13 protein-coding genes are annotated in these 18,838 nt (G+C 70.8%); 4 read left to right on the forward strand and 9 right to left on the reverse strand.

Annotation, left to right across the window (positions count from 1 at the left end):
* Positions 1-28: 28 nt before the first annotated feature.
* The gene (locus Acy02nite_RS40380) at positions 29-826 is read right to left on the reverse strand and encodes an alpha/beta fold hydrolase (protein WP_203753815.1); all 798 of its coding nucleotides are present in this window, start codon (positions 824-826) and stop codon (positions 29-31) included.
* A 361-nt stretch (positions 827-1,187) separates the two neighbouring features.
* On the opposite strand from Acy02nite_RS40380, the gene Acy02nite_RS40385 reads away from it, so the two are divergent.
* Positions 1,188-2,519: a hypothetical protein gene (locus Acy02nite_RS40385; RefSeq protein ID WP_203753817.1), complete on the forward strand. Its 1,332-nt coding sequence runs from the start codon at positions 1,188-1,190 to the stop codon at positions 2,517-2,519.
* Between the two features lie 38 nt (positions 2,520-2,557).
* Here Acy02nite_RS40385 and Acy02nite_RS40390 read toward each other — a convergent pair whose 3' ends face one another.
* Positions 2,558-3,412, reverse strand: coding sequence for an SDR family oxidoreductase (locus tag Acy02nite_RS40390; RefSeq protein WP_203753819.1), 855 nt, complete (start codon positions 3,410-3,412; stop codon positions 2,558-2,560).
* Between the two features lie 126 nt (positions 3,413-3,538).
* On the opposite strand from Acy02nite_RS40390, the gene Acy02nite_RS40395 reads away from it, so the two are divergent.
* Positions 3,539-3,943, forward strand: a complete 405-nt coding sequence (locus tag Acy02nite_RS40395; protein ID WP_425548262.1) for a winged helix-turn-helix transcriptional regulator — start codon at positions 3,539-3,541, stop codon at positions 3,941-3,943.
* 36 nt (positions 3,944-3,979) lie between these two features.
* Here Acy02nite_RS40395 and Acy02nite_RS40400 read toward each other — a convergent pair whose 3' ends face one another.
* The 4 genes from Acy02nite_RS40400 to ndk all read right to left on the reverse strand — a co-directional run bounded on the left by Acy02nite_RS40400 (position 3,980) and on the right by ndk (position 10,280).
* Positions 3,980-4,654 (reverse strand): lysophospholipid acyltransferase family protein, encoded by a 675-nt coding sequence (locus Acy02nite_RS40400; protein WP_203753882.1) that lies wholly within the window; start codon positions 4,652-4,654, stop codon positions 3,980-3,982.
* 141 nt (positions 4,655-4,795) lie between these two features.
* Positions 4,796-7,906, reverse strand: a complete 3,111-nt coding sequence (gene ileS / locus Acy02nite_RS40405) for an isoleucine--tRNA ligase (protein WP_203753823.1) — start codon at positions 7,904-7,906, stop codon at positions 4,796-4,798.
* A 262-nt stretch (positions 7,907-8,168) separates the two neighbouring features.
* On the reverse strand, positions 8,169-9,701 hold the full coding sequence (locus tag Acy02nite_RS40410) for an alkaline phosphatase D family protein (protein WP_203753825.1): 1,533 nt from the start codon (positions 9,699-9,701) through the stop codon (positions 8,169-8,171).
* A 162-nt stretch (positions 9,702-9,863) separates the two neighbouring features.
* Positions 9,864-10,280 (reverse strand): nucleoside-diphosphate kinase, encoded by a 417-nt coding sequence (gene ndk, locus Acy02nite_RS40415; protein ID WP_203753828.1) that lies wholly within the window; start codon positions 10,278-10,280, stop codon positions 9,864-9,866.
* Positions 10,281-10,558: 278 nt separating this feature from the next.
* On the opposite strand from ndk, the gene Acy02nite_RS40420 reads away from it, so the two are divergent.
* Positions 10,559-13,426 (forward strand): VOC family protein, encoded by a 2,868-nt coding sequence (locus Acy02nite_RS40420; RefSeq protein ID WP_203753831.1) that lies wholly within the window; start codon positions 10,559-10,561, stop codon positions 13,424-13,426.
* A 57-nt stretch (positions 13,427-13,483) separates the two neighbouring features.
* On the opposite strand, the gene Acy02nite_RS40425 is transcribed toward Acy02nite_RS40420, so the two are convergent.
* Genes Acy02nite_RS40425 through Acy02nite_RS40435 form a run of 3 tightly spaced genes read right to left on the reverse strand, consistent with a single transcriptional unit; the run spans position 13,484 to position 17,892 of the window.
* Positions 13,484-13,885 carry a DUF4233 domain-containing protein gene (locus tag Acy02nite_RS40425; RefSeq protein WP_203753834.1) on the reverse strand — a complete coding sequence of 134 codons (402 nt, stop codon included), beginning with the start codon at positions 13,883-13,885 and terminating at the stop codon, positions 13,484-13,486.
* On the reverse strand, positions 13,882-15,207 hold the full coding sequence (locus tag Acy02nite_RS40430) for a bifunctional folylpolyglutamate synthase/dihydrofolate synthase (protein WP_203753838.1): 1,326 nt from the start codon (positions 15,205-15,207) through the stop codon (positions 13,882-13,884). Before Acy02nite_RS40430 ends, Acy02nite_RS40425 begins: the two co-directional genes overlap by 4 nt.
* 45 nt (positions 15,208-15,252) lie before the next feature.
* A complete protein-coding gene (locus Acy02nite_RS40435) occupies positions 15,253-17,892 on the reverse strand; it encodes a valine--tRNA ligase (RefSeq protein ID WP_203753841.1) in 2,640 nt (879 codons plus the stop codon).
* 92 nt (positions 17,893-17,984) lie between these two features.
* Here Acy02nite_RS40435 and Acy02nite_RS40440 point away from each other — a divergent pair, with 92 nt between their 5' ends.
* The gene (locus Acy02nite_RS40440; RefSeq protein ID WP_239175682.1) at positions 17,985-18,668 is read left to right on the forward strand and encodes a hypothetical protein; all 684 of its coding nucleotides are present in this window, start codon (positions 17,985-17,987) and stop codon (positions 18,666-18,668) included.
* Positions 18,669-18,838 lie beyond the last annotated feature (170 nt).

An 18,838-nucleotide genomic window follows, 5' to 3' on the forward strand; every position in this document is an offset into this window, starting at 1 on the left:
CCTCTGCTCCGCCGATCATGCCCGCTGTTTACAACCAGGACTTGATGGCGTCAACCGTCTCTTCGGGGGCGCTCAGGTTCGGGCAGTGGCCGGTCGCGTTCAGCGTCACGAACGTGCTCTGCGGCGTGTGCTTGTGCACGTACTCCCCGACCACGCTGGGCGCGATGACGTCGTCCGAGCACTGCAGGACCAGCGAGGGCACCCGCATCAGGGGAAGGTCGGCCCGGTTGTCGGAGAGGAAGGTGACCCGGGCGAACTTCTTGGCGATCGCCGGATCGGTGCGGCAGAACGAGTTCGTCAGCTCCTCGCCGAGCTCCGGGCGCTCCGGATGGCCCATGATCACCGGCGCCATCGCGCTGGACCAGCCCAGGTAGTTGCTGTCCAGTGAGTCCAGCATCTGCTCGATGTCGGGCCGGCCGAAACCGCCGACGTAACCGCTCGCCTCGTCGTTGATGTACCGCGGCGACGGGCCGATCATCACCACCCCGGCGAACCGCTCGGGCCGGCGGACCGCGGCGAGCAGGCCGATCATCGCGCTCACCGAGTGGCCGACGAAGAGCACGTCCCGCAGGTCGTGCTCCTCGACGATCTCGAGAATGTCGGTGGCGTAGCCGTCGAGCGTGGCGTACTTCGTCTCGTCGTACGCCGTCAGGTCGGATCTGCCGTTGCCGACGTGATCGAAGAGCACGAGGCGGTGCGTGCCGGCGAAGGCAGGCGTGACGAGTCGCCACATGTGCTGGTCGCACCCGTACCCGTGCGCGAAGAGCATCGGCTGGCCCGAGTCGCGACCCGAGAACGTCACGGCGTTTCTGAGGGTCGTGCTCATGCCGCCACCTCCGTCACGGACCGGCGTCGCCGTGAGTATCCGACCGAGCCCGATGACTCGCTTCCCGACTTTTCACGTTCCGGCGATGTTTCAGTTTCCGGCGATGTGATCGCAAGCTCGCTCATGCGGTAGGAGCCCTCCCCAGTGCACGGACTGACGAAACCTGATCGTGAAAGGCGTCACCCGGATCGCCGGATGTGAAGTAGGGGTAACCATACGACTCCGGAGCGTTTCGCACATCGCCCCCGTTGTCCGCCATTCGTGTCCACCGGCCGGATTCTGCTCGCGCGTCCTCTTGGCACACCATGCCTAACCTGGGTGAGGACGCGCGCTGCCGGCCAGGAGAAGGAGACCGACGACAATGGCTGACACGGAGCCGGGAGGTCACACCCCGGCCACCGGAATGCCCGGCCCGACCCGGGTGGCCGGCCCCTCCGACGAGCCGCCCACAGGCATGCTGCCACCGCGGTGGCTCGGAGCGGCGCCGGTGCCGGCAACCGGGCCCAGGAAGTCGCTGTGGGGGCGGCTCGTCGATCGCGTGGGCGGGCAACCCGAGCCGGATCCGGACGAGTACTGGGCGACGATGCCGGCCGTGGACCCGTGGGCGGGGCAGGACACTCCGGTCTGGACGACCGACCATCTCGTCCCGGCCGCGGAGCCGCCGACGCGCTTCGACCTGCCGCCCGTGCACACGCCGCCGACCCGTCTCGACGTGCCGGCCGCGCCCACCGCGCACAACCCACCGACCCGCCTCGACGCGCCCACCGGGCCGGCCGCCACCGCCACCGGCCCGGCCGCCGCGGGTCAGCCCACTCCGGGTCAGCCCGTCCCGGGTCAGCCCGTCCCGGAGAAGGTGGACCTTCCGGCCAAGGTCAAGGCGCTCCTCGACGACCTCGGGGTGAAAGCGGCCGAGGTCGCGCAGGCACGGAATGCGAAGGCCGCCGCGAAGGACGCCCCCACCGCCGTACCACCGAAATCGTCTTCTGCCGGCGGGCAGGCGGAACCTCGCGGCTGGTTCCGCAAGCCGGCCGCGAGCCCGGCGTCCCAGCGGATCCCGGTGCAGCCCAGGCCACCGGCGAGCATTCCCGGGGCGAACCGCCCGCCGTGGGCGTCGCCGCGTCCGCGACGCCGGCGCCGGCGTCTGCGGCGGCTCATGCTGGTCGTCGCGGTTCTGGCAGCGATGTGGTTCGGCGCCCCCTACGCGTACGACCAATGGCCCGTCCTCGGCCAGTTCCCGGTCACGGCCCAGTTGCCCGACCGACTCGACGACCTGCGGCTACGCGTCGACGACGCCAGCCAGAAGGCCGTCGACAAGCTGGCCGATCAACTGGCGGCGGCCGGTTCCGAGGGCCAGGCGTTCGCGGGCGTCTACGGCGACTCCGGCGGCAAGCGGGTGACCCTCTACGGCGTCACGGGCTGGCGTTTCACCCCGCAGTCGGACGTGAACGGGCAGCTGGCGCGGCTCTCCGGCGACGTGAAGCTCAGCAATGTCCAGGATTTCGACCTGGACGAGTCCGGCGCGTTCGAGACCTGCGGCGCGGGCCGGGTGAACGGCACGTCGACGGTGATCTGCACGTGGGCCGACCACGGCAGCATGGCCACCGTGCTGCTGACCCGGCGTTCGGTGACGGAGAGCGCCGCACTCGTGGCCAAGCTGCGCGCCGAGGTGCTCGCCCCGAAGTTCGGCGCCTGAGGCGTGCCGGTGGCCGGGGCGTTCACCTCGGCGGCCGGTCAGCGGAGCGCGGCGGCGATCGCCTCGGCAGGGGTCGCGGCCGGCCGCCCGATCAGGCGCCGCAGGTCCCCGGAGCTGGTGTAGAACTCGTCGCGGCTCATGGCGCGGTCGGCGTCGGCGATAACGTCCGCCAGCTCGGCGGGCACGCCCGCGCCGGTCAGCAGCCGGGCGAACGCCTCGACCGGGAGATCGGTGTACTCGATCCGCTTGCCGGCGGCGGTCGAGATCGCCGCGGCCAGCTCCGTCAGGGTGAAGGCCACCTCCCCGCCCAGCTCGTACGCCTTGCCCGCGTGGCCCTCGGTGGTCAGCACGACGGCGGCGGCGTCGGCGTAGTCGGCTCGGGTCGCGGCGCTGATCCGGCCCTGGCCGGCGGCCCCGGCGAGGACTCCGCTGGTCAGCACCTGGGGAAGCTGGACCGTGTAGTTCTCCAGGTACCAGCCGTTGCGCAGCATCACGCTGGGGAGGCGCTCGCGCAGGTACTCCTCGGTGGCACTGTGGGTGGGAGCGAGGATGGTGGTGGACGTGTCCGCGTGCAGCATGCTCGTGAACGCGACCTGCGACACGCCTGCCGCCACCGCGGCGTCGATGGCGCGGCGGTGGTTGGCGACGCGCTCGCCCGGGGTCGTGGTGGAGATCAGCAGGAGCCGGTCCGCGCCCTCGAAGGCCGCGGGGAGGCTCTCGGGTTCCGCGAAGTCGGCCCGGCGGACGTCGACACCGCGGTCGGCGAAGTCCTTGATCTTGGTGACGTCACGGCTGGTCGCGACGATGCCGGCGGCCGGCACCCCACGGGTCAGCAGCGCTTCGACGGTGAGCCTGCCCAGTTGCCCGGAGGCTGCGGTGACAACGATCGACATGATCATTTCCCTTCGGCCGCGGACCTCCCACGGCGCAGCACCCACGATGAACTGGTCACTCTCTTTCCGTAAGTACGCACTTCCCGGTAAGGTGGCCACCCTGACGAAACGATCGAGGTGAGAATGGTGGCGAGCACCCAGAAGGTGAGCGAGCCCACGTCGTCGTGGGACCCCTATGCGCGTGGCTGCCCGTCGCGTGACGTGCTCGACCACATCGGCAGCAAGTGGGCGGTGCTCGTGCTGGGCGAGCTCGGCAGGCACGGGGCGTGCCGGTTCACGCGGCTGCGCCAGGAGCTCGCGGGGGTCAGCGAGAAGATGCTCACCCAGACGTTGCGCACGCTCGAACGCGACGGGCTGCTCGTGCGGACGGTGTACCCGGAGGCGCCGATCCGGGTGGAGTACGAATTGACGCCGCTCGGCCAGACACTGCGGGGCCCGCTGAAGGCGCTCACGGAGTGGTCGGTGCAGCACATCGAGGAAGTCCTCGACGCCCGCGAGGAGTACGACGACCGCACCGCGAAGCGCTCCTGACCACGCCGCAGCCCGGGCCGAAGGTCACGACACGGGTCAGGCAGCGTCTTCACGCTTGGGCGCGTAACGCGGCACATACTCCTGGCCGGTGAGCTTCTGGATCTCGCCCATCACCTGGTCGGTGAGCTCGCGCAGCGACGTCCGGTCGTCGGCGCGGCCGGCCGTCTCGATCGGCTCGCCGAACTTCACGATGACCTGGCCACGCATCAGCTTCGGGTACATCCGGCCGATCGGCTGGACCACATCGGTGCCGATCATGCCGACCGGGATGATCGGGACGCCGGCAGCGGTGGCCAGCCGGGCCACGCCGGTGCGGCCGCGGTAGAGCTTGCCGTCCGGCGAACGGGTGCCCTCGGGGTAGACGGCGACCAGGTCGCCGGCCTCGAGCGCCGGGATGGCGGCGTCGAACGCGGTGAGAGCGGCCCGGCCACCGGCGCGCTCGACCCGGATCGCGCCGAGGCCCTCCATCAGCTTCCGCGAGAAGAAGCCCTTCACACCTTTGCCCACGAAGTAGTCCGACTTGGCCCAGAAAGCCAGGTGGCGCGGCACGGCGGCGCCCAGGAACAGCTCGTCGGCGACGGAGAGGTGGTTCCCGGCGAAGATCGCGCCACCGGTCTTCGGTATGTACTCGAGGCCCTCGATGCGCGGCTTCCAACCCATCATCAGCGCATTGCCGACGGTGAGCTTGCCGATCGAGTAGATCAGGGGCAACTCGTCCTCCGATGACCAGTGCATGAAACAAGTTGAGGGGTGAGGAGAGGTTATCGGACGCAGGGCCGCCGTGGACTATTGATCTTGTGCCGGGCCCGGACATTCGCCGCGTCAGGCGAACATCCGGGCCAGTCGGTTATCTCACACGGGTGTGACGGTTACGGCGATCCGCTCGCCCTCGCCGGCCTCGCCCGTGAATCCCTGCACCTCGCCGAAGGTCAGGGACGTGGCCAGGGTCTCGCCGGCGACGAACTCCCGGTGCGCCTCGACCGCCGCACGGACCGCCGGTGACGCGCTGACGACCAGCGAGATCCGGTCGGAGACGTCCAGGCCCGCGTCGCGCCGTGCCTGCTGCACGACCCGGATCACGTCCCGGGCCACCCCCTCGGCGGCCAGCTCGGCGGTGACCGCGGTGTCCAGCACGACCACCCCGGCGCCGCCCGGCAGCGGCGCTGAGTTCTCCGCGTCAGCGGCGACCAGCTTGAGCTCGAACTCGCCCTCGGCCAGCGTCACGCCGGCCGCCACCGGAGCACCGCCGACCAGCTCCCAGTCACCCGCCTTGACCGCCTTGATGACCTGCTGGACCTGCTTGCCGACGCGCGGGCCGAGCGCCCGCGGCACGACGGTCAGCACCTGCTGGCAGTACGCGGCGACGTCGTCGGTGAAGACCACGTCCTTGACGTTGACCTCGTCCTTGAGCAGGTCGCCGAGGCCCTCCAGCGACTTGCCGCCGGCCGAGGCGACGGTCAGCGTGGCCAGCGGCAGCCGGACCCGCAGCGCCTTCGCCTTGCGCAGCGACAGCGCCGCGGACGCCACGTCCCGGATCGCGTCCATCGACGCGACCAGGTCGTGGTCGGCCGGGAACGCGCTCGCGTCCGGCCAGTCCGTCAGGTGCACCGAGCGGTCGCCGGTCAGGCCGCGCCAGACCTCCTCGGCGGTGAGCGGGGCGAGCGGGGCGACCACGCGGCACAGTGTCTCCAGGACGGTGGCCAGGGTGTCGAACGCGTCCGGGTCGCCTGCCCAGAAGCGGTCACGCGAGCGACGCACGTACCAGTTGGTCAGCGCGTCGAGGTAGGCGCGGACGTCTCCCGCCGCTCCCGAGATGTCGTACTCGTCCATCTTCTTCGCGACCTCGTCGACCAGCTCGCCGGTCTTGGCGAGGATGTAGCGGTCGAGCAGGTGGCCGGAATCGGTCCGGAGGCCGGCCTCGTACGACGACGCGTTCGCGTAGAGGCTGAAGAAGTACCAGACGTTCCACAGCGGCAGCAGCACCTGCCGGACCGAGTCGCGGATCGCCGTCTCGGTGACCGGCATGTCCCCGCCCCGCAGCACCGGCGACGACATCAGCATCCACCGCATCGCGTCGGAGCCGTAGGTGTCGAAGACCCGGTACACGTCCGGGTAGTTGCGCAACGACTTGGACATCTTGCGCCCGTCCTCGCCGAGCAGGATGCCGTGGCTCAGGCAGTTGCGGAACGCCGGCCGGTCGAACAGCGCCGTCGCCAGCACGTGCATGGTGTAGAACCAGCCGCGGGTCTGCCCGATGTACTCCACGATGAAGTCACCCGGGTAGTGGTGCTCGAACCAGTCCTTGTTCTCGAACGGGTAGTGCACCTGCGCGAACGGCATCGACCCGGACTCGAACCAGCAGTCCAGCACCTCCGGCACGCGCCGCATGGTGGACCGCCCGGTCGGGTCGTCCGGGTTCGGCCGGGTCAGCTCGTCCACCCCGGGCCGGTGCAGATCCGTCACGGTCACGCCGAAGTCGCGCGAGATCTCCTCGAACGACCCGTAGACGTCCACGCGCGGGTACTGCGGATCGTCCGACTTCCACACCGGGATCGGCGAGCCCCAGAACCGGTTCCGGGAGATCGACCAGTCCCGCGCGTTCGCCAGCCACTTGCCGAACGAGCCGTCCTTGATGTGCGCCGGCGTCCAGGTGATCTCCTGGTTCAGCTCGACCATCCGGTCACGGAACTTCGTGACCGCCACGAACCACGAGGACACCGCCTTGTAGACGAGCGGGGTGTCGCAGCGCCAGCAGTGCGGGTAGGAGTGCGTGTACCCGTCGTGCCGCAGCACCACGCCGCGCTCCTTGAGCAGCGCGATCACCGGCTTGTTCGCGTCGAAGACCTGCACGCCCTGCAAGTCCGGGACCAGCGAGGTGAACCGGGTCTGCTCGTCCACGGTGACCACGGTCGGGATGCCGGCCGCGTTGCAGGCGTTCTGGTCGTCCTCACCGAAGGCGGGCGCCATGTGCACCACGCCGGTGCCGTCCTCGGTGGTCACGAAGTCGGCGCCGAGGACCTGGAACGCGTTCTCCCCGGCCGGCTCCCGCAGGTAGTCGAAGAGCGGCGTGTAGCGGCGGCCGACCAGGTCGCTGCCGCGCACGGTGCCGACCTGCTCGTACTCCTCGAGCTCCTTGGCGTAGGCGGCCACCCGCCCGGCGCCCACGATCAGCTTCTGCCCGGACCGGTCCGACAGCACCGCGTACTCGATGTCCGGTCCGACAGCGAGCGCCAGGTTGGAGGGAAGCGTCCACGGGGTGGTCGTCCACACCGCGATGTCCTCGCCGCTGTCCAGGCGGAACCGCACGGTCAGCGCCGGGTCGGTCCGGTCCCGGTAGACGTCGTCCATCCGCGTCTCGGTGTTGGACAGCGGCGTCTCACAGCGGTAGCAGTAGGCGAGAACGCGGAAACCCTCGTAGACCAGGCCCTTGTCGAAAAGGGTCTTGAAGGCCCACATGACCGACTCCATGTAACTGGGGTCGAGCGTCTTGTAGTCGTTGCCGAAATCCACCCAGCGGGCCTGCCGGGTGACGTACTTCTGCCATTCGCCGGCATAGGCGAGCACCGAGGTGCGGCAGGCCTCGTTGAACTTGTCGATGCCGAGGTCGAGGATCTGCGCCTTGCTGGTGATCCCGAGCTGCTTCTCGGCCTCGATCTCGGCCGGCATGCCGTGCGTGTCCCAGCCGAAACGACGTTCGACGCGCTTGCCGCGCATCGTCCGGTAGCGCGGGACGACATCCTTCACATAGCCGGTGAAGAGATGCCCGTAATGCGGAAGACCATTGGCGAACGGCGGGCCGTCGTAGAAGACGTATTCGTTGCCGCCGTTCTCCCCGGCCGGTCGCGCCCGGACCGAGGCCTCGAACGTGCCGTCGGCCTCCCAGTGCGCCAGGACGGCCTGCTCGACCGCGGGCAGGTCCGGAGAGGCCGGAACGCCCGTCGCGTCGGTGTGCTTGGGATACATGGTGCTCCTCGAACAGTCATCGGATGACTGCGAGGACGAGCCGCCTTGCGGACGGCCCGCGGTACCACCTCGCTTGACGGGTCGTGGACCCGCCCGCTCATTCATCGGCTGCCGCGCGTGCCGAATCGCCCGGTTCTACTTGGGGGTGACCCCGTTCTTCCGGAGGCTCCCCGGTGATGGCCGGTTCGTCGCCTGCGCTGGCGACAACGATACCGGCCACCCCGGGATTCCCTCATCCGCATTACCCATTCATCAAGATCAACTACTGTTTCCCGTACGCCGTGAGCGTCGTCGACCACAACGAGACGCCGTCCCGATCGCGCAGGTGCACCGTGAGCGCGCCCGAAGACCCGTCGATCTCCACCTCGCCGAAGTGCTGATAGCCCAGTGCCGGCGAGGTGTTCGCCACCGGCGGGGCGTGCACGAAGACCGCCTCCGGCCCGAACGTCGAGTCCAGCGCGTTGGGCCCGAACGCGCCCGCGTGCGCCGGCCCGGAGACGAACTCCCAGAACGGGGTGAAGTCCTGCACCGCCGCCCGCGCCGGGTCGTAGTGGTGGGCCGCCGTGTAGTGCACGTCGGCGGTCAGGAACACGATGCCGTGGACGCCGTGCCGGTGCGCCGCCCGCAGCACCTCGGCGAACTCCAGCTCACGGCCCCGCGGGGCGCCGTTGTCGCCCTGCGCCACCCCCTCCTGGCCGGCCGGTGAGTCCGGCACGACCAGGCCGAGCGGCAGGTCGTTGGCGATGATCTTCCAGGTCGCCCGGCTGTTCCGGAGCCCGTCGATCAGCCACCGCCGCTGGGTCGCGCCGAGCAGGCCACGCTTCGGGTCGGCGTACGTGTCGTCGGTGTTCGGGTCCTTGAACGTGCGCATGTCCAGCACGAAGACGTCGAGCAGCGGCCCGTACGAGATCTTGCGGTAGACCGGGCCCGGTCGCGAGGAGATCGGAACCCACTCGTGGTACGCCTGACGCGCCCGCGCGGCCAGCACGTCCACCCGCTTCTCGGTGTACCGCGCGTCGTCCAGGATCTCCCCGGGATACCAGTTGTTCAGCACCTCGTGGTCGTCCCACTGGTTGATCTGCGGGACCGCCGCGGCGAACCGCTTGTACGCGTCGTCGAGCAGGTTGTACGCGTACTGCCCGCGGTATTCGTCGAGGCTCTCGGCGACCTTCAGCTTGGCCTCGGTGATCCGGTTACGCCAGATCCGCCCGTCCGGCAGGGTGACCGTCTCGGTCAGCGGCCCGTCGGCGTAGACGGTGTCCCCGCTGTGCAGCAGGAAGTCCGGCCTGCGCAGCCGCGCCGACTCGAAGAGCTTCAGCCCGCCGAAGGCAGGGTCGATGCCCCAGCCCTGGCCCACCACGTCACCGGTCCAGACGAACCGGACGTCGCCGCGGCGCGTAGGTGCGGTCCGGAACGTGCCGTCCACCGGAAGGCTGAACAGACCCGGCCGGTCCGGGCTCTCCACCTTCGCCCGGTAGTAGACCTTTTCCCCGGCCGGCAGCCCGCGCAGCCGCACCTTGCCGGTGAAGCCGCTCTCCGGGGTGACCAGCGGGCCACGGATCACCCGCGAGCCGCGGAAGTCCGGCCGGCGGCTGGCCTGCACCCAGAGCCGGCCGGGCCGGTCCGCCCGGGTCCAGACCACCGCCGAGTCGGCGGTGACGTCACCGCTCTGCACGCCGTGGGTGAGCACCGGGCGGCTGCCGGCGCTCGAGAACGCCGGGGCCTCGAAAAGCGCTCCGGCCACGCCGCCGGCCACCCCGGCGCGCAACAGATTCCTTCGCGAGATCGCAGTCATGTCTGATGCCTATCGATCCCACGTGGCCCCGAGATGGCCGTGCCCTGAACTTCCTCGTGCTCTCCCGCCGCGCCCTGGACTGCCTGGTGCTCTCGGCTGTGCCCTGGACTGCCTGGTGCTCTCCGGCCGCGCCGAGTGATCAGCGGCGGTCAGGCCCGTCGATCAGAGATTCGGGAACCAGAGCGCCAGCTCACGCTTCGCGCTGTCCGGCGAGTCGGAGGCGTGCACCAGGTTCTCCCGGTTGGACAGGGCCAGGTCACCACGGATCGTGCCGGCCGCGGCCTTGCGCCCGTCGGTCGCGCCGATCATCGCCCGCACCACATCGATCACCTCGTCGCCGGAGAGCACCACCGCGGCCAGCGGGCCACTGGTCATGAAGTCCTTGAGCGGCGGGTAGAACGCCTTGTCCACGTGCTCGGCATAGTGCTGGTCGGCGAGCCCGGCGTCCATCGTGCGCAACTCCAGCGCCTCGACGACCAGGCCCTTACGCTCGAAACGCGACAGAATCTCGCCGAGCAGTCCGCGGCGGACGGCGTCAGGCTTGATGAGCACGAGCGAACGCTCGGTGGTGCTGGACACGTGGGGTTCCCCTCCGGAGGCGACAGGCCAGGCGGCAGACAGAGCAGACGACAGACAGGGCAGACGACGACAGGATCGACACGCCCGAGGTTCAGCCTATCGGTACCTCAGGGACGGTGAGCGGCGATGTCCGTACTGCCGTACTTTCGCTCAGTGACCGCAGGGCCATAACCTGAGCGGGAACAACCGGGAGGTCCACAGTGGCGAACCAGACCGGCCGGCCCATCGCACCGGCACGCAAGTTGGTGGCGTTGGTCATGGGCACGATCGCGGTCTTTATGATCGTTTACGGTCTCGGGCTCTTGAGCTGGCCGGTGGCGATCCTCGGCTTCGTCGTGCTGGCGATAGCCATCGCGCTCGCGATGGTGAGCAACGTGCGCCGAGGCGGTCGAGCCACCGTGGCCGGCACCGCGGAGATCCTGAACATCACCGCGCCGCCCGTCGCCGGAGCGTACGGACGTGCCGAGATCCAGGCCATCGTGGTCGCCCCCGGCCTCGGCACCTTCGACAAGGTGATCCGGGACGGCCGGGTGCCGGTCGCCAAGTGGCCGGTGATCGGCTCGACCGTGCCGATCACCGTCGACGTGGACGACACCCGCCGCGTGCGCATCAACTGGAAGGACGCGCCGGACGTCGGTGCGGCCGGCGATCCGCCCCCGCCGGCGGAGCCCGACCTCGGCACCGACCCCGAGGAGGCGGAGGACGACGCCGTGTTCGGCGCGTTCGACCCGGGCCCCTGGGTGGACCGGGCGGACGACCTGAACACCACCGAGGAGCCCTCACCGGCGTACGAGGAGACGCGCGTCACCACCCCGGTGGTGGTCCGCGAGACCCCGGACGGGCCGATCCTCGAAGGTCAGCTGGTCGGCGACGAGGCGTCCGCGACGCCGCTGCCCCGGCGGGCCGCGAGCGGGCAGCGCCCGGAGACGGCCGGGTTCGAGACGGCCGACACCGATCCGGCCGGCTTCGACCCGATCGACCTCGACTCCCCGGAAGCGGAACCGCGCCCTGCCACCGCCCCGGCCCCGTCGGCCGACGACGCTGCCGCGACACCCGCCGCCGCTCCGTCGGCCGGTGCCGCTGCCGCGGCCTTCGCCGATCAGGCAGGTGCCGCGCCCGCTCCCGGCCGTTCAGCGGGCCGTGAGGGGCCGGACACGGCCTCGGCCAGCACCCGGCCCGGGTCCGGCGCTTCCTCCGCGGAGTGGCCGTCCGCGAGCTACCCACCGCCGCCCGGCCCGGGCGCCCCCGCCCGCCCGGCCGGCGACTCCGACTCCATCGACTACCCGCCGCCACCCCCGGCTGGCGCCGCTCCCCCGCCGGGCCCGCTCGACGACGACTACCCGCCGCCCCCGGCCGCGGGTTCACGCCGCCGCCGCCCCGACGACTCGGACTCGATCGACTACCCGCCGCCGCCGGCCCCCGGCCGCGGCCGGCCGGCGCCGTCGACCCCGACGGGCTCGGACTATCCGCCCCCGCCGCGCCCGGCCTCGTCGCCCTCGTCACCGGCCCCCGGCCCAGCGCCATCCGAGCCAGCGAGCGCAAGCCCCTCCACCCGCCCGGCGACATCCGGCGCCGCTTCCGGTGCCGCGTCCTCCGGCCCAGCCGCGAGCGCCGCGGCGCCGAGCGGCTCGGCACCCGCCGCCTACCCGGCCTCCTCCGGCCCGACGGCATTCTCCGCAGGCTCACCGGCCTCTTCCCCGAGCCCGGCGGCACCCCCTGCCAGTTCACCGGCTCCCGGCTATCAGTCGTCCGGCACCGGTATCGGCACCACGGCGACCGCCTTCGCCGCGGGCGTGGCCACCGGAGCGACCACCGCCTCGACCCGCACCACGTCCCCCCGCCCGCCCGGCTCCCGCCCGAGCCCCAAGCCACGGTCCAGCACCGCGACCGCCACGGTCGAGCCCCCGGCCACCAGGCCGCAGACACCCGGCCGCCCGCCCGCACAACGCACCTCGTCCGAGTCGAGCCCCGACACCGACCCGCTGATCGACCTCGACCTCGACGAACCCGCGCCGGCGACCGCCGCTCCCGCCCCGGAGCCGAAGTCCACCCTCTCGGGCCGGACCCGCTTCGTCACCCAGCCCGGCGCCACCGACGTCCCCGCGCCCGGGACATCGCCGGCACCCGGCGCGGCATTCCCGGTGACGGACACGTCCTCCGACGACCCGCCGGCGGCCTTCCCTGCCAGCGCATATCCCTCAGTCGCGGAAGACGAGACGGCTCCGGCAAGCCCCGGGCCGACCCCTCCCACGGACCAGCCCGAGCCCCACCCAGCGCCAACCGTGGCGACAGCGACCCACACCGAGCCCCACCCAGCGCAGACCGTGGCGACAGCGGCCCGCCCCGAGCCCCACCCGGCACCGACCGTGGCCCACACCCCGACCGCGGTGACTCCCCCGCCGGCCGCCCCGGAACCGGACCGTCCCTTCCCCACCGCACCGGAGCCGTCCACGCCGCGCCCGACCGGCCCCGTCCTCCCCGAGGACGACGTCGACATCCCGCTCGACGAGAACCCGGAGCCGCCCCCGGAATCCACCCCGCAAGCCGCCCCCGCGGTGGCCGCCGGAGTGGTGGCTCCCCCCGCCGACGAGATGCCCGCAGCCCAGCCTGCGGCAGCCGCACCCGCCCCTTCCGCCGACGAGAAGCCCGAAGCCCAGCCGACCGGCAGCCCGTGGGCCGACTTCTCCGGCCGCCAGGAACCCGACGTCCACGCCGCCGAGGTGATCACCGCCTACCCCAGCGCCCGCCCGGGCCCGGCCGGCGCGATCCACGGCGTGGGCATCACGATCCTGGTCACCGATCTGGCCCGCTCGATCGCCTTCTACCGCGACACGCTCGGCTTCTTCGAGATCGACACGGGCGACGGCAGCTCGGTCCTGGCCTCCGGCGACACCCGGGTGGTCCTGCGCACCGTCCCGAACCTCTCCGCGGAGGCCGGCCGCCTGATCTACCTGAACCTGGAGGTCGGCGACATCGAAGGGGTCCACGACGAGCTGAAGGCCAAGGGCGTCAAGTTCGTCCACTCCCCGCGCCCCGTGAACCGCGGCGACAAGCTGGAGCTCTGGTCCGCCACGTTCCGCGACCCGGACAACCACAACATCGCGATCACCCAGTGGCGTGCGATCCGCCCGGAGCCCGACGCCTGACACAGAGAAGGGGAGCCACCGGAGTGACTCCCCTTCTCACCGCCTCGAAACCGAGGATCAAGAACTCAGAATGGATTTTCGTACGTACGTGGCGTAGGCCCACGCCAAGCCGAAGATCACGCCCAGCGCCCCCAGTGACCAGTGCACCACCAGTCCACTCGCCAGCAGGAGCACCTGCAGCGCCGTCCCCGCGTTCCAGCCCCAGCGCCGTCGCATGCACCCGGCGAGCGCCGCCGCGATCACCGCCAGCCCGATCACCAGGCCGATCTGCCAGCCACTCAGGTTCACGCCGAGGATCCGGATCGGCTGGATCGCCAGGAGCAGCACGATCGCCTCGAGTGCGAGTGTCCCCGCGCCCAGCCCCCGTACGGCAGCCTCGGGGTTCCGCAGCCCGGAACGCCGCGTCGCGGCACCCGTCTCGCCCTCCACCGGCATCGCGTTCTCCTCCGGTTCGGTCATCGCTTGAGCAGTCTCCGCGCGTCGGCGACGGTGACCACCGAGCCGGTGATCAGCACACCGACACCGCTCAGCTCGCCGGACGCGTCCTCCTCGGCGAGCACCACCGCTTCCTCGATCGCGTCCGGCATGGTCTCGGCGATCGTCACCCGGTCCTCCCCGAACACGTTGATCGCCAGCTCCGCCAACTCCTGCGCGGGCATCGAGCGCGGTGAGCTGTTCTGCGTCACCACGATCCGTGCCGCGATCGGCTCGAGCAGGTCGAGCAGCCCGGTCGCGTCCTTGTCGGCGAACACCGCGAGCACGACGACCAGGTGCCGGAAGTTGAACTCCTCCTCCAGCGCGGTGACCGTGGCGGCCATGCCGTGCGGGTTGTGCGCGCCGTCGAGCAGGATGGCCGGCGCGCTGCGCACCCGCTCCAGCCGGCCCGGCGAGTCGACCTGGAGGAAGCCCTCGCGAATCAGTTCGATGTCGATCTGCTTGTCCGGCCCGGCCCCGAGGAACGCCTCGACCGCGGCCAGCGCGAGCGCGGCGTTCTGCGCCTGGTGCGCGCCGAACAGCGGCAGGAAGATCTCCTCGTAGACACCGCCCAGCCCCTGCAGGACGAGCACCTGGCCGCCGACCGCCTGGGTGCGCTGCACCACTCCGAACTCGTTGCCCTCACGGGCCAGGGTCGCGCCCATCTCCGCGCAGCGTTCCAGGATGGGCCGCATGGCCTCCTCGGTCTGCAGCGCGGTGATCACCGTGGCGCCCTTGTGGATGATCCCGGCCTTGGCCCAGGCGATGTCCTCGATCGTGTCGCCGAGCCACTCGGTGTGGTCCAGCCCGATCGGGGTCATCACGCACACGCCCGCCTCGATGACGTTCGTGGCGTCCTCCTCGCCGCCCAGGCCCACCTCGACCACCGCGACGTCGACCGGCGCGTCCGCGAAGGCCGCGTACGCCATGGCCGTGGTCATGTCGAAGTAGGTGAGCGGCTCGGTGTTGCGGTCGTCGATCAGGTCGGCGAGCGGCGCGATGTCCTGATAGACGTCGACCAGCCGTTCCTCGGAGACCGGCTCCCCGTCCAGGCTGATCCGCTCCCGGACGGTCTCCAGGTGCGGGCTGGTGTACCGCCCGGTGTGCAGGCCGCATGCCCGCAGCAGCGCGTCGATCATGCGCGCGGTGCTGGTCTTGCCGTTGGTGCCGGTCAGGTGGATCGCCGGGTACGCCCGCTGCGGGCTGCCCAGCACGTCCATCAGATCCCGGATCTTCTGCATGTCGAAGACCATGCGGGTGAAACCGCGCTCGTTGAGCGCGGCTTCGACCTCGGTGTACTCGCTCATGTCCAGCTTTCTCGAGGCGGGGCCGGTGCGGCCCCGCGCGAAGGGTCAGGCCGCCGGCAGCGCCTCGAGCGCCGCGGCGATCCGGACCAGGTCCGCCTCAGCGGTGGCCAGCCGGTCCTTGATCTTGGCGACGACCTGCTCCGGCGCCTTCCCCACGAACGCCTCGTTACCGAGCTTGCCCCGGCACTGCGCGGCCTCCTTCTCGGCGGCCGCCCGGTCCTTCTCCAGCCGGGCCCGCTCGGCGGCCACGTCGATCGCCCCGCGGGTGTCCAGGTCCACGGTGATCCCGCCGGTCACCGCCAGCGTGGCGGTGGCGGTGAAGTCGGCGGACGGCGCGTCGAGCCGGACCAGCGAGCGGATCAGCGTCTCGTGCGTGTCGATCCCGACATTGCCCAGCCCGGTCAGCGCGGCCGAGACCCGCTGGCTCGGCTTGAGCCCCTGGTCGGAACGGAACCGCCGGACCTCGGTGACCACCTTCTGCAGGGCGGCCAGCTCCTCCTCGGCGGCGTCGTCGACCAGGGCATGGTCGATCGACGGCCAGGTCGCGAACGTGACCGTCTCGCCGCCGGTCAGCGCGATCCACAGCTCCTCGGTGACGAACGGGATGACCGGGTGCAGCAGGCGCAGCAGCTGGTCGAGCACGTGCCCGAGGACCCGCCGGGTGCGCGCCGCCTCCGGGGTGTCCTGGGCCAGGACCGGCTTGCTGAGCTCGACGTACCAGTCGCAGACGTCGTCCCACGCGAAGTGGTAGAGGGTGTCGCAGACCTTCGCGTACTCATACGAGTCGAAGTGCTCGTTGACCTCGGAGACGGTGTGCTGCAGCCGGGACAGGATCCACTTGTCGATTGCGCTGAGCTCGGCCGGCGCGGGCAGCTCGCCCTCGACGGTCGCGCCGTTCATCAGCGCGAAGCGGGTCGCGTTCCACAGCTTGTTGCAGAAGTTGCGGGAGCCCTGGCACCACTCCTCGCTGATCGGCACGTCGGAGCCGGGGTTGGCGCCACGGGCCAACGTGAACCGGGTCGCGTCGGCACCGTACCGCTCGATCCAGTCCAGCGGGTCGACCACGTTGCCGAACGACTTCGACATCTTCTTGCCGAACTGGTCGCGGACCATGCCGTGCAGGTTCACCACGTCGAACGGCTGCTTGCCGTCCATCGCGTACAGCCCGAACATCATCATCCGGGCGACCCAGAAGAACAGGATGTCGTAGCCGGTCACCAGCACGCTGGTCGGGTAGAACTTCTCCAACTCGGCGGTCTGCTCCGGCCAGCCCAGCGTGGAGAACGGCCACAGGCCCGAGGAGAACCAGGTGTCCAGCACGTCCTCGTCCTGGCGCCAGCCCTCGCCGGTCGGGGGCTCCTCGTCCGGCCCGACGCAGACGACCTCGTCGTTCGGCCCGTACCACACCGGGATGCGGTGACCCCACCACAACTGACGCGAGATGCACCAGTCGTGCATGTTGTCGACCCAGGCGAAGTACCGCTTCGACAGCTCCTCCGGCTCGATCCGCACCCGGCCGTCACGGACCGCGTCGCCGGCCGCCTTCGCCAGCGGGGTCGTGTTGACGAACCACTGCAGCGACAGCCGTGGCTCGACGGTCGTCTTGCAGCGCGAGCAGTGGCCGACCGAGTGCTGGTACGGCCGCTTCTCCGCCACGATCCGCCCCTGCTCCCGCAGAGCGGCGACGACAGCCGGGCGTGCCTCGTACCGGTCCAGGCCCTCGAACGGACCCGGCACCGTGACCACCGCGCGCTCGTCCATGACCGTCAGGCTGGGCAGGTTGTGCCGCTGACCGATCTCGAAGTCGTTCGGGTCGTGCGCCGGGGTCACCTTCACGGCGCCGGTGCCGAACGTGGGGTCGACGTGCTCGTCCGCGATGATCGGGATGCGCCGGCCGGTCAGCGGAAGCTCGACCTCGGTGCCGACCAGGTGCTTGTACCGCTCGTCGTCGGGATGCACGGCCACCGCGGTGTCGCCGAGCATCGTCTCCGCGCGCGTGGTGGCCACGACGATGCTGTTCTCCCCCTCGCCGTAGCGGATCGAGACCAGCTCACCCTCGTCGTCGGTGTGCTCGACCTCGATGTCGCTCAGTGCGGTCAGGCAGCGCGGACACCAGTTGATGATCCGGTTCGCCCGGTAGATCAGGCCGTCGTCGAACAGCCGCTTGAAGATCGTCTGGACGGCGCGGGAGAGCCCCTCGTCCATGGTGAAGCGCTCACGGCTCCAGTCGACGGAGTCACCCAGCCGCCGCATCTGCCCGAGGATCGCGCCGCCGGACTCGGCCTTCCACTCCCAGACCTTCTCCACGAACTTCTCGCGGCCCAGGTCGTGCCGGGACAGCTGCTGCTCGGCGAGCTTGCGCTCCACCACGTTCTGCGTGGCGATGCCGGCGTGGTCCATGCCGGGCAGCCAGAGCACCTCGAAGCCCTGCATGCGCTTGAGACGGACCAGCGTGTCCTGGATCGTGTGGTCGAGAGCGTGGCCGACGTGCAGCGAACCGGTCACGTTCGGCGGCGGGATGACGATGCTGAACGGCGGCTTGTCACTCTTCGGATCGGCAGTGAAATAGCCCTCCGACACCCACCGCTCGTATCGCGACTGCTCTACGTCGCCCGGCTGGTACTGAGCGGAGAGGCCACCGGTGGGCCGGCTGTCGGGAGTGCGGGTATCGGTCGTGTCGGTCACGCGCCAAGTCTACGGATTCCCGCGCGTGAGCTGGAATTCGCACTGCCGCCCTGTGGACAACCGCCGCCTGTGGATGACGGTAGTCTCGTCTGATGCCCGAACCCGGCCCGACTTCCCCCGCTTCGCCGACCGATCCCGAGCCGGCGATCGAGATCCAGGAAGCGCCGTTCAGCCTGGTGGACAGCGACGAGGACGAGCAGCCGGCACCTCTGAGCCCGAGTCGCCGGCGCACCCGCACGATCCTGCTGGCCTCGTTGCTGGCCGTCGGGGTCGCCGGCGTGGGTGCGCTCGGCTGGTTCTACTGGAAGGTCCAGTCCGAGCGCGACGTCACGCTGAACCTCCCGGCCACGATCGGTGAGTTCAGCCTTGACACCACGCCGAGTGCCCAGGAGACCGCTGACTACCTGCGGACAGCGCTCTCGGCCGAGATCGACCTGGACGAGACCGTCGGTGCCGTCTACAGCGGCGCCGCCGACAAGGACGCGCTGTTCCTCGGCGGGACCACGCTGCTCTGGAGTCCCGGCAAAGACCTGAAGACCTCGTTCGACCTCTTCACTGACGAACAGGGCTCGGTCACCGGCCTGCACGACGTCGACGCCGGCCCGCTCGGCGGCTCCATGATGTGCGGAAGCACCGTCAGCGACGGCAAGGACCTCGCCGTCTGCGGCTGGGCCGACCACGGAAGCCTCGCCCTGGCAATGTTCCCGGGCCGCACCGATTCCGAAGCCGCCCCCTTGATGCTCCAACTCCGCAAAGCAATCCAAACCCGCGATTGACGTACGAGTCGAAGCGCCCCCAACCGCAAACACCCCCAGAAGCCCAGCCCCCGCAAACCCCAGCCCGGCACCAGCTCCGCCGCCCGCTCCCCGAAGCCCGCGGACCCAACCCGCACCAGCTCGCTGCCCGGCCCCGAAAGCCGGCCGCCCAGGCCGGCTTCGCTGCCCAG

The sequence above is a fragment of the Actinoplanes cyaneus genome (assembly GCF_016862095.1).
Lineage (GTDB): Bacteria > Actinomycetota > Actinomycetes > Mycobacteriales > Micromonosporaceae > Actinoplanes > Actinoplanes cyaneus.

What these genes read in the sequence shown, in the direction of transcription:
- Acy02nite_RS40410 (WP_203753825.1), bottom strand. Translation starts at nt 9,701, where the DNA reads ATGACTGCGATCTCGCGAAGGAATCTGTTGCGCGCCGGGGTGGCCGGC.
- Acy02nite_RS40385 (WP_203753817.1), top strand. Translation starts at nt 1,188, where the DNA reads ATGGCTGACACGGAGCCGGGAGGTCACACCCCGGCCACCGGAATGCCC.
- Acy02nite_RS40440 (WP_239175682.1), top strand. Translation starts at nt 17,985, where the DNA reads ATGCCCGAACCCGGCCCGACTTCCCCCGCTTCGCCGACCGATCCCGAG.
- Acy02nite_RS40430 (WP_203753838.1), bottom strand. Translation starts at nt 15,207, where the DNA reads ATGAGCGAGTACACCGAGGTCGAAGCCGCGCTCAACGAGCGCGGTTTC.
- Acy02nite_RS40390 (WP_203753819.1), bottom strand. Translation starts at nt 3,412, where the DNA reads ATGTCGATCGTTGTCACCGCAGCCTCCGGGCAACTGGGCAGGCTCACC.
- Acy02nite_RS40380 (WP_203753815.1), bottom strand. Translation starts at nt 826, where the DNA reads ATGAGCACGACCCTCAGAAACGCCGTGACGTTCTCGGGTCGCGACTCG.
- Acy02nite_RS40420 (WP_203753831.1), top strand. Translation starts at nt 10,559, where the DNA reads ATGATCGTTTACGGTCTCGGGCTCTTGAGCTGGCCGGTGGCGATCCTC.
- ileS (WP_203753823.1), bottom strand. Translation starts at nt 7,906, where the DNA reads ATGTATCCCAAGCACACCGACGCGACGGGCGTTCCGGCCTCTCCGGAC.
- Acy02nite_RS40425 (WP_203753834.1), bottom strand. Translation starts at nt 13,885, where the DNA reads ATGACCGAACCGGAGGAGAACGCGATGCCGGTGGAGGGCGAGACGGGT.